The sequence below is a fragment of the Rothia sp. HMSC068E02 genome, from assembly GCF_001813565.1.
Classification (GTDB): Bacteria; Actinomycetota; Actinomycetes; order Actinomycetales; family Micrococcaceae; genus Rothia.
On record NZ_KV812882.1, the window covers coordinates 1,040,192 to 1,055,997 of the forward strand.

9 protein-coding genes and 1 pseudogene are annotated in these 15,806 nt (G+C 57.1%); 9 read left to right on the plus strand and 1 reads right to left on the minus strand.

Going from position 1 to position 15,806, the window contains the following annotated elements:
- The 7 genes from HMPREF2919_RS05715 to HMPREF2919_RS05745 all read left to right on the plus strand — a co-directional run.
- On the plus strand, window positions 1-1,988 hold a 1,988-nt coding region (locus HMPREF2919_RS05715; RefSeq protein ID WP_246824058.1), incomplete at its 5' end, for an S-layer homology domain-containing protein.
- Between the two features lie 419 nt (window positions 1,989-2,407).
- On the plus strand, window positions 2,408-4,240 hold the full coding sequence (locus HMPREF2919_RS05720; protein ID WP_070666744.1) for an S-layer homology domain-containing protein: 1,833 nt from the start codon (window positions 2,408-2,410) through the stop codon (window positions 4,238-4,240).
- 475 nt (window positions 4,241-4,715) lie between these two features.
- Window positions 4,716-5,600 (plus strand): S-layer homology domain-containing protein, encoded by an 885-nt coding sequence (locus HMPREF2919_RS05725; RefSeq protein WP_049349972.1) that lies wholly within the window; start codon window positions 4,716-4,718, stop codon window positions 5,598-5,600.
- 342 nt (window positions 5,601-5,942) lie between these two features.
- Window positions 5,943-7,907, plus strand: a complete 1,965-nt coding sequence (locus tag HMPREF2919_RS05730; RefSeq protein WP_049349971.1) for a hypothetical protein — start codon at window positions 5,943-5,945, stop codon at window positions 7,905-7,907.
- A gap of 360 nt (window positions 7,908-8,267) precedes the next feature.
- Window positions 8,268-9,803, plus strand: a complete 1,536-nt coding sequence (locus HMPREF2919_RS05735; protein ID WP_049345407.1) for an S-layer homology domain-containing protein — start codon at window positions 8,268-8,270, stop codon at window positions 9,801-9,803.
- A gap of 293 nt (window positions 9,804-10,096) precedes the next feature.
- Window positions 10,097-11,668, plus strand: a complete 1,572-nt coding sequence (locus HMPREF2919_RS05740; RefSeq protein ID WP_070506529.1) for a gluconolactonase — start codon at window positions 10,097-10,099, stop codon at window positions 11,666-11,668.
- 341 nt (window positions 11,669-12,009) lie between these two features.
- Window positions 12,010-13,638 carry an S-layer homology domain-containing protein gene (locus HMPREF2919_RS05745; protein WP_049353167.1) on the plus strand — a complete coding sequence of 543 codons (1,629 nt, stop codon included), beginning with the start codon at window positions 12,010-12,012 and terminating at the stop codon, window positions 13,636-13,638.
- Window positions 13,639-13,774: 136 nt separating this feature from the next.
- On the opposite strand, the gene HMPREF2919_RS05750 is transcribed toward HMPREF2919_RS05745, so the two are convergent.
- Complete coding sequence (locus HMPREF2919_RS05750; protein WP_049353168.1) at window positions 13,775-14,707, minus strand: Nif3-like dinuclear metal center hexameric protein; 933 nt, start codon at window positions 14,705-14,707, stop codon at window positions 13,775-13,777.
- A gap of 98 nt (window positions 14,708-14,805) precedes the next feature.
- Between HMPREF2919_RS05750 and msrA the strand changes: the two genes are divergently transcribed.
- Together msrA and HMPREF2919_RS05760 are read left to right on the plus strand one after the other, a co-directional pair.
- Complete coding sequence (gene msrA / locus HMPREF2919_RS05755; RefSeq protein ID WP_049345412.1) at window positions 14,806-15,327, plus strand: peptide-methionine (S)-S-oxide reductase MsrA; 522 nt, start codon at window positions 14,806-14,808, stop codon at window positions 15,325-15,327.
- A gap of 214 nt (window positions 15,328-15,541) precedes the next feature.
- Window positions 15,542-15,806, plus strand: a pseudogene (locus tag HMPREF2919_RS05760) (acyl-CoA dehydrogenase); the annotation flags it as partial.

Below are 15,806 nucleotides of genomic sequence, written 5' to 3' on the forward strand. Positions count from 1 at the left end.
GCCACCCGGCGAGCGCCCGCGCGCTCAGCCTGTCATTGCTGCTGGGTTTGAGCCCGCTTGCCGGTATTACTCCGGCGGCGCTCGCAACACCGGCCCAGGCAGCACCTGAGCAGCAGGCGCAACCGGCACAGGCTGCACCCGCCTCCCCTGCAGACGAGCAGAAGAAACCTGACAACCCGGTTGGCATGAAGCTCACCTCGGGTACCCTCAACATTTCTGAGGGCGGCACTGTCTCTGTGACCACCGCGCCGCTGAGTGCCGAGTTCCGCGCAAAGTACACGCTGTATGAGTTCGGCATTGTGGAGCGCGGTAAGAATTACCTTCAGTCACATTACGGCGATCCCCTTCCTGAGGCGCAGTACGGCAGCAAGGTTGCCAGCCTCCGTGCTGAGGGTAAGGCACACGATAATCCTGACGGGAGCGTCACGTTCACTCTTGATATCCCGAAGCAGTGGATGATGGTTCCAGAAGATACCCTCTTCGACGTGGCGCTGACCTACTACCCGTCCGATAAGCCTGACCCACACGACTATCCGTATGATGATCCCCGTAGTACGGCACGAATTCCCTTGCCCACGGTGCGCGACCCTGAGCCTGATCAGCCGACGTACCGCTACAGCATTTCAGCGGTTGATAAGCCGTGGCAAGATACGACTCTGACGGTTGAGGGCTACCATATTCTTCCCCCGAACATCGTAGGCGGGTACGACAGCCAGGCGTACGTCACTCTGTATGAGGCAGACCCGGCTACGGGAAAGATTATGGGACACCCTGTTTTCTCCCATGTTGTTCCGTTGACGGGCAACTGCTTGCATCACTGTACGGGTTTCCGCAATAACTATTTCGGCACGAAGATGACGATTCCGGCGGGTACGTTGAAGCCGGGCAGGCTCTACATGATTGGTATCTACGGTTCTAATCTTCCTCACCCGGGCGAGGAGGACTATAACGGCAGCTTGCTGACCAGTGTTGCGCAGTTCCTTCCGGTGCGGTCTGGGCAGCCGAGCGATAACCAGCCGGATCCTGACCAGCCTGTAGCGCGGCCGGATTTGTACATTCCGTATAAGCGCATCAACCCGTATCAGGAGATGAATACTCTCACCGCGCGTGTCTCAAATCTTCCGAAGCTTACCGAGGGCTATTACCGTTTCTCGGTTCAGGCAACGGATGATTTTGGCGAGCTGACCGGTGAGAAGGCTTTGGAACAGGTTATTCCCGTTGAGCGCATCCACGATGGTGCCGCGGAGGAGAAGCTGAATATTCCCGGTAGCGCTCTGAATTATGAGGGGTCTTACAGGGTTGTTCTGGAGAAGGTAATCCCTGGCAAGGATGGCACCGCGGATGCGGTCGAGCCGGTGGCTTCTGAGAATCTTGATCTCTTGGCGAATACTACGGAGGAGCAGAAGGCGGCTCTTGAATGGGTTAAGCAGCAGGCTCTTCTGGACGAGAGTAAGACCGTTTTGAGTCGCCGCGATGTGACGGTGGCGCTGTACCGTATGGCGGGTGCGCCTCATGTTGAGCTGCCTGCAACCAGTCCTTATGCGGATGTGGCGCCGAGCGACCCGGACTACGCCGCGTACATTTGGGCTCGTCAGAAGGGCATTACGTTCGGCTGGGCGGACGGCAAGTTCCACCCGGAGGCAAACCTTTCGGCACGTTCTACGTTGGCGTTCTTGTACAGGTACCAGCGGATGATCGCGCCGGCTCCTGCGCCGGAGTCGAGCAGTTTGCCGTCTTCGTCTGTGCCCAAGAACAGTAGCGTGCCGGGTGATTCTCCGGTCCGGGTTTCGCGTTCGCATTGGTCCGATTATGAGCGTACGGATACTGCATTCTGGCGGGAGTCGTTGTGGGCTACTCAGCAGTTCATCTGGGGTTATAAGGATTATGATCGCCGCTACGCTGAGGATTTCAGTTCGGATACTGTTTCTTCTTCGGAGTTCTCGGTCATGCTGTACCGCATGGAGCACGGCGGCAGCCGTCTCACATAGTGTCTCGCCGTGGTGTTAGCTATTTTGGGTAGCTTTCGTCAAATAGGCAACTTTACGACCCTGTTTATGTGCCACTTTTATTGTGGGTGACTTTTATGTTGCCTTGCCCACCGCATTGTGAATATTCTCAACCTGCAGAGGTTGCATAGGTGCGAATTTTTCGAATGCGGTGGGTTTTTTGTGCTTTCTTTTTTGTACAGTGACCAGTGTTTGTGCTTATCAGCACAATATTTAGGCATATTTTCCACGTCATGCACATACTTTTTAAAGCTATACTTCACCTTAAGACATGCGATAAAACACACAGACATTTTTCGCGCTGATGACCTTTCAGGTTCCAGCACGTCTTAACTATTTGCTACGGTGTTTATGCGCACCACACTCGATGCGTGACACCGATAAAAACTGATTGGATAACAATGTCCTCACTTCCCAACCACATGCGCTTTGCGCTACCCAAAAACATGGCTAAGAGCGGCTGCGCCCTCACTTTGGCGGGCGCCATGCTCTTGCCCCTCTCTCCCGCGTTTGCCGCACCTGCTACTCCGATAGCAGCCCAGGCTGTTGAGCAGGGTGAGGTTCAGGGTGCTCAGCGTCTGCAGGTTACCTCCGGCACTTTTGATATTCTCAAGGGCGGCAACGTGATGGTTAGCGGCTCCGGTTTCTCCAAGGACTTCGTTAAGGGCAAGTCGTTCCGCCTGTACGTTGTTCCGAAGGGTGAAAGCGTTGCTTTCTCGCCGCACCGTCCGCGTGATTACCCCTTCTATGTTCAGGATGTTCCCGCCTCCGCTTTCGCGGCTGACGGCACCGTGAACCTGACCGCTTCTATCGGCGCTAACTATCTGGAGGCCAATGGCTCGTCCTTCGATGTTGTGCTCGGTTACCGCGATGACGCTGAAGACGGCTGGATTCCCGCGGATGAGGTTCGTACTGAACTGAAGGTTGCGGATGTTCCCACCGTTGATTCCCCTACCCTGTCGTACAGCGCTTCGTCGGTGAATGCTTCTGAGAACGCTAAGGTCACTGTGAACGGTGCTGGCTTCCAGAACATTTCGTACAACGGTAGCGAGTCGCTGATTGTTGCGGTTCGTGCGGTTGATCCGGCGACCGGCAAGGCGACCGGCCCCGCGCTGGCTCAGTCGGAGGCTAAGTTCACCTCCTACTCTGCGTTCTTCGGCCAGTACATGGGTTACACCAACGGCCGCTTCTCGACTGTTCTGGACATCCCGGCGGGTACCCTGAAGTCCGGTAGCTCCTACGTTGCGCAGACTTTCGAGTTCAATGTTCCGGAAGATAACGATGAGGCGAACAACCAGGCACTGAGCACTCAGGCGTTTGTTCCGGTGAACGGCGAGAACGCTAAGACTGCTTCGCCTTCGGTGTCCCTGAGCACTGACAAGGTTGATCTGAGCTCTTCGACCACTATCCGTGTGAAGGGTAAGGACTTCAATGTTCCGGCTGGCGCTACCGTGAACGTGCTGTTCTCTGAGGCTGAGGCTGACGGCAACCCGACCGGTGAGGCTCTGGATAGCATCACTCTGAACGCTGACCGTGTGGCGACCGGCGCGTTTGAGACGACCGTTAACGTTGACGGCACCAAGCTGGATGAGGATAGCCACTACGCTATTTTCGTAACCATCAACTACGCCGATGGTCAGCGTGAGCGCATCGCGGCTGATTACCTGACTCTGACCGGTGAGTCTGCGAACAAGAAGGCTCGTGAGCGTTTCGCTGATGTTCCGGTTGCTCACGCGAACCACAAGGCTGTTCTGTGGGCTGCTGATCAGAAGCTGATTGATTCTCGCGAGAAGGATTGGTTCGGCGTTAATGATGATGCGACCCGCGGTGAGCTGACTGTTGCGCTGTACCGTATGGCTGGTTCCCCGAAGGTTACCCTGCCGGCTACTAGCCCGTACCCGGATGTGAAGGCCGATGACCCGAACTACGCTGCGTACATTTGGGCTCGTCAGAAGGGTATTACTTTCGGCTGGTCTGATGGTAAGTTCCACGCGAATGCGTCTGTCTCTAATGCTACTGTTGCGGCGTTCCTGTACCGTTTCGATGGTAAGAAGCCGGTTGCTGCGACTGAGGCGCCGTACACCGATGTGAAGGTCGGTTCTGCGTTCTACCGCGAGATCACTTGGGCTAAGCAGCAGAAGCTACAGGTTTTCCCGGGCTCTGAGTACCACCCGTCTGCGCTGGTGAGCCGTGGTGAGCTGGCTGGTTTCTTGATGAACTACAAGGTCCGCTAGGGCTCTATAAGGTTCACTAGGGCTTTATAAGGTTCGCTAGGACTAGTCTCTAGGGTCTATGGATTATGCCGGGCTGGTGGTGATGAAACGTTGGTTTCGTCCCGCTGTCCCGGCTTTTCTGTGCCATTGCGGGGTGTTTATGAGGTGTCTGCAAGGTATCTGTAGGGGCGCGTGCGGGACTGTCGCCCGGTGCTGTTCCGCGGTTTTCGGCGTATTTTTGGCGGTTACCACGCTAGTGTGGGCTGTACCGCATGTGGGGCGCGCCTCATGCGGCACCCGCTATTGGGCGGATTTTTGGGGTGCTCCACTCCCCTTTTTCAAGAATGTTCTGTGGAGTGTAAATTAATATTTTTCAAGCTGTGGTTTATGCTTAGGACTGTTGCGCCCCCTTGGTGCGCACCCTTATCCGGCTGGGTGCGTAGAAGAACTAGAGGGAGCCCTGCACACACCGATACATCAACCACATTGAGGATTTATGTCCCAGAATTTTAAGCAGTCGACTGATACTGCCCATAATTCTTCTGCACCTCTGCTGGCACCGGAGGGCACCCCCGAGGCTTCTTCTCAGGCTGAGTCGAAGAAGCGTAAGCGCCGCCGTATTGAGCTGGCTGTTGGCGCTGTGGCGTTGGCGGGTGTTTTGTATCTGCCGTTCTCACCTCTTTTCTCTTTTTATGATTCGTCGGAGGCGCGTCTTTCTTCGGCGGATACTGCTGCGCCGGTAGCTGCTTCGGTGCCTGCTACCTCCTCTCCTCTGGCGTCGAGTTCTTCGACTCAGGGCCCGAAGATTCTGCGTCCGTCCGTGACTGCGCCGGATGCGAACACTATTTTTGCTGATGCTCCCGAGGACTCTGCGTACTATGCGGGTATCCGTTGGGCTGTTCGTACTGAGACTATGCTTCCGGTTTCTGAGGACCATTTTGGTGCTGAGGATCCGGTGACTCGTGGCGAGCTGATCACCATGTTCTATAAGCTGGCGGGTTCGCCGGCAGTGACCCGTCCGGAGCATTCGCCGTATGCAGATGTTGATGAGTCTGACCCGAACTATGATGCGTACCTGTGGGCGCGTCAGGAGCGTATTACGTCCGGTTGGGTTGATGGTAAGTTCCATGCGGAGGCGCGTCTGTCGAATGCTTCTGCGGCGGCTTTGCTGTACCGTGCTGATGGTGCGCAGAAGATTCAGATGTCGGGTTCTTCGCCGTTTAGCGATGTTTCGTCTGTGACTCCGTTCTACCGTCAGATTGTGTGGGCGTCTCGTCGTGGTGTGTCTACGGTGTCTGAGGGTAATGCTTTTGAGCCGACGGCTCAGACGTCTCGTGGTCGTGTTGCGATGATGATGTACCTGTACTTCCGCACTTCCTAGTTTTTGCACTTCCTAGTTTCTGTGCTTTGTTTTAGCGCTTTGCTTTAGCGTGTTTGGCGGCCCCGCACTCTTGTTTGGGAGTGCGGGGTTCTTTTTTCGGGCTTTAGCCTGCTGGGCTCAGTTTTTAGCGGCTGGTCAACCTGGGAAAACCCTCAGAACCTTCAAGTCTCTCTTGAGTGTTTCCTGACTTCTATTCACCCCTTTGATAGGGTGAAATTGTCCCCGAAATTGACGGGGATATTCGACCACTTCTCATTGGGTTGGCGCAGATTCGACGAAGATTTCTCACTCCCCTTTTAGAAACTGCATTGGCGCGATGGATTCGACCAATAAGGAATGATTATGTCCGCTCTTCCGAATTTCAAGGCTTCGTCCTTCTTCCGTGCAGCACGGGGTTGCGGTGCATTGGCGCTGGCTGGCGCGATGGTTTTGCCGATGTCTCCTGCGCTTGCCCAGAATGTTGCCGCGGATGCTCCTGCGGCGGCTGTTGCTGGTTCCCTGCCGGATGATCGCGTCCGCGAGAATCCTGTTGCTACTTCTGATGAGTTCGCTCCTCATTGGAGCTACAACGCTTTGAAGGATACCGGTAACGATCAGGTTCTGAACTTCTCAGGTTGGGGTTTCAACGGCGATATTAACTCCCCGAAGGGTGTTCAGATTGTTGTGCGTGAGAAGGGCTCGAACACCCCCGTCCTGGCTATTAGCGACATCATCGAGTACAACGACCCCGAGTATGCGTTCCAGTACCAGCATGGGCTCCTCAACGGTAACGTTAAGATTCCCGCTAACACCCTGAATAAGGCAAAGCAGTACGTTGTCGAGGTATGGGGCAACAACGGCTACCAGGAGGGTAGCGAAGACCTGGTGACCCCCGTTGTTGGCAAGGCACCCGAGGGTCGCGGTACTCTGCTCGCTTCTCAGACGCTGAACTTCAATGGTTCTGACGGCACGACGGCTGCGGATGTTCCGGGCGCTAAGGCCACCCAGGAGGACGCTCCGACGTTCGAGGTTCTGTACGACGGCAAGGCTCAGTTGCTGTACACCTTTGAGGGCGGTACCGTCCACGTGAAGGGTTCGGGTTTCACTAAGGAGTGGCGTGAAAAGCACGGCAAGGTGGCGGTTTACCTGGCCGCTTCTCAGGGTGTTCCCGACGGTAGCCTACTGCCCGCTGATGATACGCCGCTGCGTTTTGAGGAGGGTAAGGACTTCACCATTGCTGAGGACGGCACCCTGGATGCTCAGCTGACGGTCAAGCCGGACGTGCTTCAGCGCTACTATGAGCCTCGCTACTACTTCCCCGGTATCCCGACTTACGATGTGCGTTACGAGGTTGACCTGGTTGCTGAGCAGCAGGGTCAGCCCCAGCTGACCATTGAGGATCTGTGGGCTGGCAAGAATGTGATTCGCCGTATTGCAGTGCAAACTCAGGCGTTCCGTCCCAGTCCGTTTGCCCCCAAGGTGGAATACAAGGCTCTTGGCGATACCACCACTGATCAGGACATTTACTTCTCGGGTACCGGTTTCTACGGTGAGATTCACTCCGTCAAGGGTGTTCAGTATGTAATCCGTGAGAAGGGTTCGAACACCCCTGTTCTGGCGACCAGCGACATCATTGAGTACAACCACCACGACCGTGCCTTTGAGTATGTGAACGGCGTAGTGAACGGCACCGTGAAGGTTCCGGCTAACACTTTGGATGCTTCGAAGAAGTACGTGGTGGAGGTCTGGGCTAATGACGGCTACAGCGAGAGCGGCGAGTTCCTTGCCCCCGTTGTGGGTAAGGCGCCCGAGGGTCGCGGTGAGCTGCTGGCTTCTCAGGACCTGAACTTCAAGGGCTCTGACGCTGTTGAGGATAAGAAGCCTAGTCTGACCGATGAGCAGCGCAAGGAACGCGCTACCCGCGGCGAGCTGGCGGTGGCTCTGTACCTTCAGGCTGGCGCGCCCGAGGTGAAGCTGCCTGAGACGTCGCCCTGGCCGGATGTGAAGACTGACGACCCGAACTACGCTGCGTACATTTGGGTTCGTGAGAAGGGCATCAGCTACGGCTGGTCGGACGGCAAGTTCCACGCGGACGCTGGTATCTCGAACGCTACCGTTGCGGCGTTCACTTACCGTGCGGCGGGTTCTCCTGCGGTGACGGGTGATTCTCCCTATGTGGATGTTAAGCCTGGTGCTCCGTTCTATCGTGAGATTCTGTGGGCGAGCCAGAATTTGCCTACTGTGTACGGTGGTCACTATTTCATTCCTAAGCAGCTGCTGACTCGCGGCCATCTGGAGACTGTTCTGACTGCTTTCCAGTCTCGATAAGCTGGCTCGCTAAACTGGCTCTGCTTATCGACTAGTCGCACGAATAACCCCGTGTTCCCGAGTGGTGTTTCTATTCGGGAGCGCGGGGTTCTGTTTTCGGGGTTTGGCTTGCTGAGTTTGGTTTGCTGGGCTCATTTTTTAGTGGCTGGTCAACCTGTGAAAACCATCAGAACCTTCAAGCCTCTCTTGAGTGTTCTCTGACATCTACCTGAGGGTTTGATAGGGTGAAAATGTCCCCGAAACCGACGGGGATACTCAACCACTTCTCATTGGGTTGGCGCAGATTCGATGGAGTTTTCTCACCCCAGGAACCCTATGAACCTGCATCATCCCGGTGGGTACGACCCGTTAGGATGATGTATGTCCTCGCTTCCGAATTCTAAGTCTTCTTTCCTCCGTGCGGCTCAGGGTTGCGGCGCGCTGGCGTTGGCTGGTGCTATGGTTCTGCCGATGACTCCGGCACTCGCCCAGGATGCGGCACCTGTTGCTAATGCACCGGCGGCAAATGCTGTGACCCCCAAGCCGGCTGCTCAGGATGCAGCGGCACAGCCGACGTACTCCACTGATTATGACGGTATTCTGTACACCGGCGAGGGTGGCACCGTGACCCTGAAGGGTGCCGGTTTCACCAAGCAGTGGCGTGAGCAGCACGGCACCGTTGTCTTCTACATTGCTGCTACGAAGGACCGCCCCGGTAACGCTGAGCCTTCCACGTCGATGCTCCGCTTTGAAGAGGGTAAGGACTTCACCATTGCCGATGATGGCACTTTTGAGGCGAAGCTGACCATCAAGGCTAATGCCCTGGAGAATTTCTACACTCCCATCGATTATTTCCCGGGTATCACCCTGGACGAGGTGCGTTACGAGACGGGTATTTTGACCGAGGCTAAAGGCCAGCCGCAGTCGAGCATTGAGGATATTTGGGCTCGTAAGAACGTTATCGCCCACCACCCGATGTACACCCGCGCTTACCATCCGCAGGTCCTGGCACCTAAGTGGAAGTACGATGCTCTGAAGGACACCACGAAGGATCAGGAGCTGCTGATTCAGGGTGAGGGTTTCGTTGGGGAGGAGCTGCCCGGTCGTGAGGGTGCCATGTACGTGATTCGTGAGAAGGGCACCGGCACCCCCGTCCTGGCGATGAGCGATATGAAGTCCTACTATGAAGGTCCCGATGGCGTAACCCGCCTTGAGGGAGGCACTCTTTACCGCACCATCAAGCTCCCCGCAAACACCCTGAATCCTTCTAAGCAGTACGTCGTTGAGGCGTGGAGCGACTACGACTACGACCTCACCAGGAAGGACAGGCCCCTCATCACCCCGATTGTGGGTTACGCGCCGGAGCACCGCGGTGTTCTTATGGGTCGTCAGGATTTGAAGTTTGAGGGTGTTCAGGACTTCGCGGATGCTACCGTACCTAAGGGAGAGTACAAGAGCCTGATTTCGAAGCTCACCTACCAGGAGCAGCAGCAGCGCGCTACTCGCGGCGAGTTGACTGCGGCTCTGTACGCTCAGGCTGGTAGTCCCAAGGTGAATCTGCCTAAGACTTCCCCCTGGCCGGATGTGAAGACCACCGACCCGAACTACGCCGCCTACGTGTGGGCTCGCCAGAAGGGCATTACTTTCGGCTGGTCTGATGGCAAGTTCCACGCGGAGGCAAGCATCTCGAACGCCACCGTTGCAGCGTTCACTTACCGTGCAGCGGGTTCCCCGGCTGTATCGGGCGTGTCTTCCTTTACCGATGTGAAGCCGAGTTCTGCGTTCTACCGTGAGATTCTGTGGTCCACTCAGCAGTATGTCATTAATCCGGATTTCGGCTCTTTTAATGCGACGGATCTGGTGAATCGTGGTCAATTGGAGCAGATGCTGTTCAACTTCCAGAACCGCGCTAAGTAAGGCGGACTAGTTCTACGCTGAATACCCCGTGTTCTCGAGCAGGTTTTCTGTTCGGGAACACGGGGTTCAGCTTTTACCGGCTGATCAACCTGTGAAATGTCTCAAAACCTTCAAGCCTCCCTTGAGTGTTCCCTGACATCATTTGGAGGGTTTGATAGGGTGAAAATGTCCCCGAAACCGACGGGGCTTCCAACCATTTTTCTCATAGGGCGCGCAGATTCAACGGCGAATTCCCTACCCGCCGTTGACCCCCCCCCCAGGACCCTGCGAGAAACAACTTTTAAGGATGTGTTATGTCCTCGCTTCCGAACTCTAAGTCCTCTTTCCTCCGCGCAGCTCAGAGCTGCGGCGCGTTGGCGTTGGCTAGTGCTATGGTTCTGCCGATGGCCCCGGCACTGGCTCAGAATGCGGCTCCTGCCGCTGATGCAGCCGTTGCCGCCGCTACCCCTCAGGCTGCTCACCAGGTCGCTGCGGCTACCCCGACCCTGGATGTATCCATCCCTGACGGTTACAAGTACGACGGCGTGAACCCCTTCCTCATCACGACCGAGGGCGGTACCGTTCATGTGAAGGGTACCGGCTACACCAAGGAGTGGCGTGCCCAGCACGGCACCGTGGCACTGTACATTGCCCCCGCGAACTACGCACCGTCCGGCTACGAGATTCCGACTTCGAAGATGCTGCGTTTTGTGGAGGGTCAGGACTTCACCATTGCCGATGACGGCACTTTTGAGGCTGACCTGAAGGTTGAGGCGTACGATCTTGCCGCCTACTACTTCGTTGATGACGACAACTTCCACGATCCGACCGGCGGCACCAAGTACGATGTCCGCTACGAGATTCACGTGGTTGCTGAGCAGAAGGACCAGAAGCCGCTGACCGCTCAGGAGCTGTGGGTCAGCAAGAACGTGGTGAGCACCCAGGTACTGAATACTATGGGTGAGAAGCCGGCGCCGTTCGCACCGCGCCTGGGTTACAACGGTGTGGCTGATCCCGCAAAATCGCAGGATTTGAACGTTGGCGCTCAGGGCTTCCACGGCGATATCCACTCCGTTAAGGGTGTCCAGTTCGTGGTTCGTGAGAAGGGCTCGAACACCCCGGTTCTGGCAACCAGCAACATCATCGAGTTTGACCACCCCACCGAGTCTTCGGCGTACCGTGACGGCAACCTGTACGGTAACGTGCATCTTCCGGCGAACACTCTGAATGCTTCGAAGAAGTACGTGATTGAGGTTTGGGCTAATGACGGTTACAGCGAGACGGGCGAGCTGCTCGCACCGGTCGTGGGCAAGTCCACCGAGGGCCGCGGTACCCTGCTCGCATGGCAGGACCTGGACCTGAACGGCACGAACGGTTACAAGGATGCGAACCTGCCCAACGCTCAGGATCCCAAGAAGGACGACGATCAGAAGCCTGCTCCTTCTGATGAGAAGCTGAAGACCCCCGCAACTCGCGGTGAGCTCGCGGCTGCCCTGTACATCCAGGCGGGCACCCCCGAGGTGAAGCTGCCTGAGACTTCCCCCTGGCCGGATGTGAAGACCGACGACCCGAACTTCCCGGCGTACGTGTGGGCTCGTCAGAAGGGTATTACCTTCGGCTGGTCGGACGGCAAGTTCCATGCTGATGCCGGCATTTCGAATGCTACCGTTGCGGCGTTCGCCTACCGTGCGGCTGGTTCTCCTGCGGTGACGGGCAACTCTCCCTACAGCGATGTGGCTCCGGGTTCGGCGTTCTACCGTGAGATTCTGTGGGCTCAGCAGAACAAGGTGGTGCTGAACGCTAGCGGCGCTTTTGACGCTCAGCACATGGTGACTCATGGTGAGCTGGAGACTCTGATTGAGGCGTTCCAGGCTCGCGCTAAGTAAGGTCGTTTAGCCCGCCCGCGTCCCCCTCGGGTTTTACCTTGAGGGCGAGTGCGGCGCATCGGATAGTTCTCTGAATCCCCCGTGTTCCCGAATGGTTTTCTGTTCGGGGGCGCGGGGTTCAGCTTTTAACAGCTACCGCGGTGTGAGATTTCTCGAAACCTTAAAGTATTCCTTGAGTGTTTCCTGACAATCGTTCAACGCTTTGATAGGGTGAGAATATCCCCGAAACCGAGGGGGATTTTCAACCACTTTTCTCATGGGGCGTGCGCAGATTCAACGGTAGATTCCCTACCTACCGGCGAGCTCGCGTAGCCCCGGAGAAACAACTTTAAGGATGTCTCATGTCCTCGCTTCCGAACTCTAAGTCTTCATTCTTCCACGCGGCCCGCAACTGTAGCGCGCTCGTACTGGCGAGCGCGATGGTCCTGCCGCTGACCCCGGCGTTAGCCCAGGACGCAGCGCCCACCGCAAACGCGCCCGTTGCTAACGCACCGACTGCCAATACCCCCACCCCTGCAACTCAGGACGTCGCGGATGAGCCGTCTTTCACCGTTGTCTATGAGGATTACTACTACCAGGACGGCCGTGACGTCTTCGAGCAAGAGGGCGACGGCCTGTACACCGGTGAGGACAGTAAAATTACGGTTCTGGGCACCGGCTTCACCAAGGAGTGGCGCAAGCAGCACGGCAAGGTAGTCATCTACATCGCGCCCGAGGAGAACGTCCCCTACAACGCCCATCAGGTGACCGATACCCTCTTGCGGTTTGAAGAGGGCAAGGACTTCACCATTGACGATGACGGCACCTTTGTCGCCCCGCTGAAGGTTGAAGCTAATACTTTGCCGAGTTACTACACTCTCACGGAGTATTTCCCGGATATGACTCTGGACAAGGTGCGTTACGAGGTTGGCATCCTTGCCGAGCCCGAGGGCCAGCCGCAGTCAACCGTTCAGGATATCTGGGCTCGCAAGAACGTTGTGACGCATCACGGTCTGAGCACCAATGATTATCACTTCGATACCTTCGCACCTAAGTTGAAATACGACGCTTTGAAGGACCCCACGAAGGATCAGGAGCTGCTGATTCAGGGTCAGGGCTTCGTAGGGACTGACATCCCCGGCGTTGAGGGCATGATGTACGTCATTCGCGAGAAGGGCACGGGTTCCCCCGTCCTGGTTATGAGCGAGATGAAGCGTTACGTCCACGGTGATGATGAATACGAGACGGGCCTGGAGGGAGGCTTCGCTTTCGTCAATCTCAAGATTCCCGCGAACACGCTGGATCCGTCCAAGCAGTACGTCATTGAGGCGTGGAGCGACTACGGTTACCCCAGCAAGACGGATAAGACTCTCATCACGCCGATGGTGGGTTTTGCCCCGGAGCACCGCGGCGTTCTTTTGGCGCACCAGGATTTGAAGTTTGAGGGTGTCCAGCGGTTCACGAATGCTTACGTACCCGTAGAGGAACGTATGTACTTTTCGACATCGCTGAACGACGAGGAACAGAAGCAGCCTGCCACCCGCGGTGAGCTGGCTTCCGCCCTTTATGAGATGAAGGGCAGCCCCAAGGTGGACCTTCCTGAAGTCTCTCCGTGGCCGGATGTGAAGACGGACAATCCGAACTACGCCGCCTACATTTGGGCTCGTGAAAAGGGCGTTACTTTCGGCGGACCTGACGGAAAGTTCCACGCGGAGGACGGTCTCACGAATGCAACCGTTGCCGCAATGATTTACCGTGCGTCTGGTTCACCGGAAGTATCGGGTGTTTCGTCCTTCCCGGATGTTACGCCGGATTCCGCGTTCTACCGTGAGATTCTGTGGGCTACCCAGCAGAATGTTATTACTCCCGAGACCGGCATGTTTGAACCGAATCATGCTGTGACCCGCATTGAATTGGACTGGATGTTGTTTTATTACCGGCATCGTGTGCTGAACCCTATCACTACCGGCCTGTATCGCATTGCTAACTAAGTAGGCCAGGTAACTAAGTAGGCCGGGCCGGTTCTAGCCCGGGTACCTCGTCACAACGGACGGGGTGCCCGGGCTCTTACGCGCTGAGGGAATCCGCGCGGATTCTTCTAGAGTTCTCGCCCCTAGAATTCTCGCCCTAGAGTTCCCACGCGGGGGCTGCGGCGGTGCTTGCCGAGCGCGCATCCTGACCGGTTGCCACGCCGGTGGAGACGGTGAAGTCCCACGGGTCGGTGTTGAGCGCGGACAGCTTCGTCTCGATGGCGTAGCCGCGCTCGGCGAGCAGCTTGCGCAGGCGGTCAGCCGCCGAACGCAACCACAGCGATTCACTAGCAGGGTGGGAGCAATCAATTAGCGCGATGTTGCTACCGTCGACGCGTGCGGTTTCGCGGAACTCGCTGGCCGGGTGGTGGCGCAGGTCGGCGGTAATGTACACCTGCGCGTCGGTGGCGCGCACCGCGTCGAAGAGGGAGTCACCGGCACCACCGCAGAGGGCAACCCGGCGAATCGGCTGGTCGGCACGGCCCGCGATGCGCAACCCGCCGGCGGTGGGAGGCAGGGCCGCCGCGAGGCGTTCTGCAAGCTCCTTGAGGGTGATTTCTTCGGGCAGGGTGCCGAGGCGGCCGGTGCCTACCGCGTGTTCCTGTTCGTCAAGTACCTGGGTTTGTGCTTCAGTGAGCGGTTCGCGGTCAATCAGGCCGATAGCGTCACAGAGTGCTTCGTTCACGCCTTCAACGGCGGCATCTGCGTTGGTGTGCGCGCCGAGCAGTCCGCATCCGCCTTCGATAAGGGTGTGCAGTACATTGCCCTTGTAGTCGCTGTCGGGGATGAACTTTGCGCCGCGGAGCAGCAGCGGGTGATGGGTGATGAGCAGCTGCGCGCCTTCGGCTACGGCTTCTTCGGCGGTGGCGGTGAGGGCGTCTACTGCGAAGAGGACGGTACTCACTTTAGCGGCGCCACGTCCGGCGACGAGGCCGGATGCGTCCCATCCGGCGGCAAGCTGCGGCGGGAAGAGTGTGTGGAAGGCATCGACGACTTCTGCAAGGGTGGGGGTTTCTAGTTTTTCAGTCATACCTCTATTGTGGCAGGTGGCGCGGCGGCAGCTCAGGAATATTATGCGGCTCGGCGGTGTTCTTCAGGTAGTGTGGTTTTATAGTTCAAGGAGGAATCATGACTGATGTTGTTCTTGCCGGCGGCTGTTTCTGGTGCCTGGATGCGGTGTACCGCCAGTTCCGCGGGGTTGAGGAGAGCGTCTGCGGCTACACGGGCGGCGATACTCCCGACCCTGATTATCGTTCGGTGTGTTCGGGTGCGACCGGGCATCAGGAGGCGCTGAAGCTCAGCTTTGACCCGCAGGTGATTGACCTGGATACGGTGCTGGATATTTTCTTCACGAGCCACGACCCGACTAGCTGGGATCGTCAGGGTGCGGATACCGGTTCGCAGTACCGTTCGGTGCTTTTCTACGCGGATGAGCAGCAGCGTGAGGCGTTTGAGCGTGCGGTGGCGCGTGCTCAGCAGCTGTACTCCTCCCCCATCGTTACGGAGATTAAGCCTCTGGGCGTGTTCTATGAGGCTGAGGAGTATCACCAGAATTATTACGCGTTGAATCCGGCGCAGGGTTATTGTGCGTTTGTGGTGAGCCCGAAGGTGGCTCATGCGCGCCGTAATTTTGCGCATCTGCTCCGTTAGCTACTCCGTTAGTCGGTACGTCCGGTTCAGTTGAGGCGTATTACGTTGTTCACCCCGTAGCTGTCTTTTGTTGTGTGGCAGCTATGGGGTGTCTTCATATGCGCCCGGCTATTTGTTGTTCGCCGGTGTTTTACGGTTGCTATAAGGTGCGCCCGGTATGATGGGGGTGTCGACTCACTCCTCCTCGTCCGTTGACCTCTTCGAAAGACTGCTGATGACAAGCTCCTCTTCTAAGCCCGTCGCCTTGAGCCGCCGCGCCGTGTTGGGTGCGGGCGGTGTTGGTCTTGCCGCTGTGTTGTCTGCGTGTGCGCGTACGGTGCATCCGCCGGTTGCTACTGCTGAATCTGAATCGGCGAGCGCGAGTGCTTCGGTGAGCCCGTCTGCTTCGCCGGCGTTGCCGTCTGCGAATAAGTCGTATAAGGGTAAGGTCACGTTCGATAACTTTGAGAAGAACGGCGAGTACGTTCCTGCCACGGCTG

Bases quoted from the DNA above. Each gene is read 5' to 3' on its own strand.
- HMPREF2919_RS05720 (WP_070666744.1), top strand. From the start codon at position 2,408: ATGTCCTCACTTCCCAACCACATGCGCTTTGCGCTACCCAAAAACATG.
- HMPREF2919_RS05725 (WP_049349972.1), top strand. From the start codon at position 4,716: ATGTCCCAGAATTTTAAGCAGTCGACTGATACTGCCCATAATTCTTCT.
- HMPREF2919_RS05730 (WP_049349971.1), top strand. From the start codon at position 5,943: ATGTCCGCTCTTCCGAATTTCAAGGCTTCGTCCTTCTTCCGTGCAGCA.
- HMPREF2919_RS05735 (WP_049345407.1), top strand. From the start codon at position 8,268: ATGTCCTCGCTTCCGAATTCTAAGTCTTCTTTCCTCCGTGCGGCTCAG.
- HMPREF2919_RS05740 (WP_070506529.1), top strand. From the start codon at position 10,097: ATGTCCTCGCTTCCGAACTCTAAGTCCTCTTTCCTCCGCGCAGCTCAG.
- HMPREF2919_RS05745 (WP_049353167.1), top strand. From the start codon at position 12,010: ATGTCCTCGCTTCCGAACTCTAAGTCTTCATTCTTCCACGCGGCCCGC.
- HMPREF2919_RS05750 (WP_049353168.1), bottom strand. From the start codon at position 14,707: ATGACTGAAAAACTAGAAACCCCCACCCTTGCAGAAGTCGTCGATGCC.
- msrA (WP_049345412.1), top strand. From the start codon at position 14,806: ATGACTGATGTTGTTCTTGCCGGCGGCTGTTTCTGGTGCCTGGATGCG.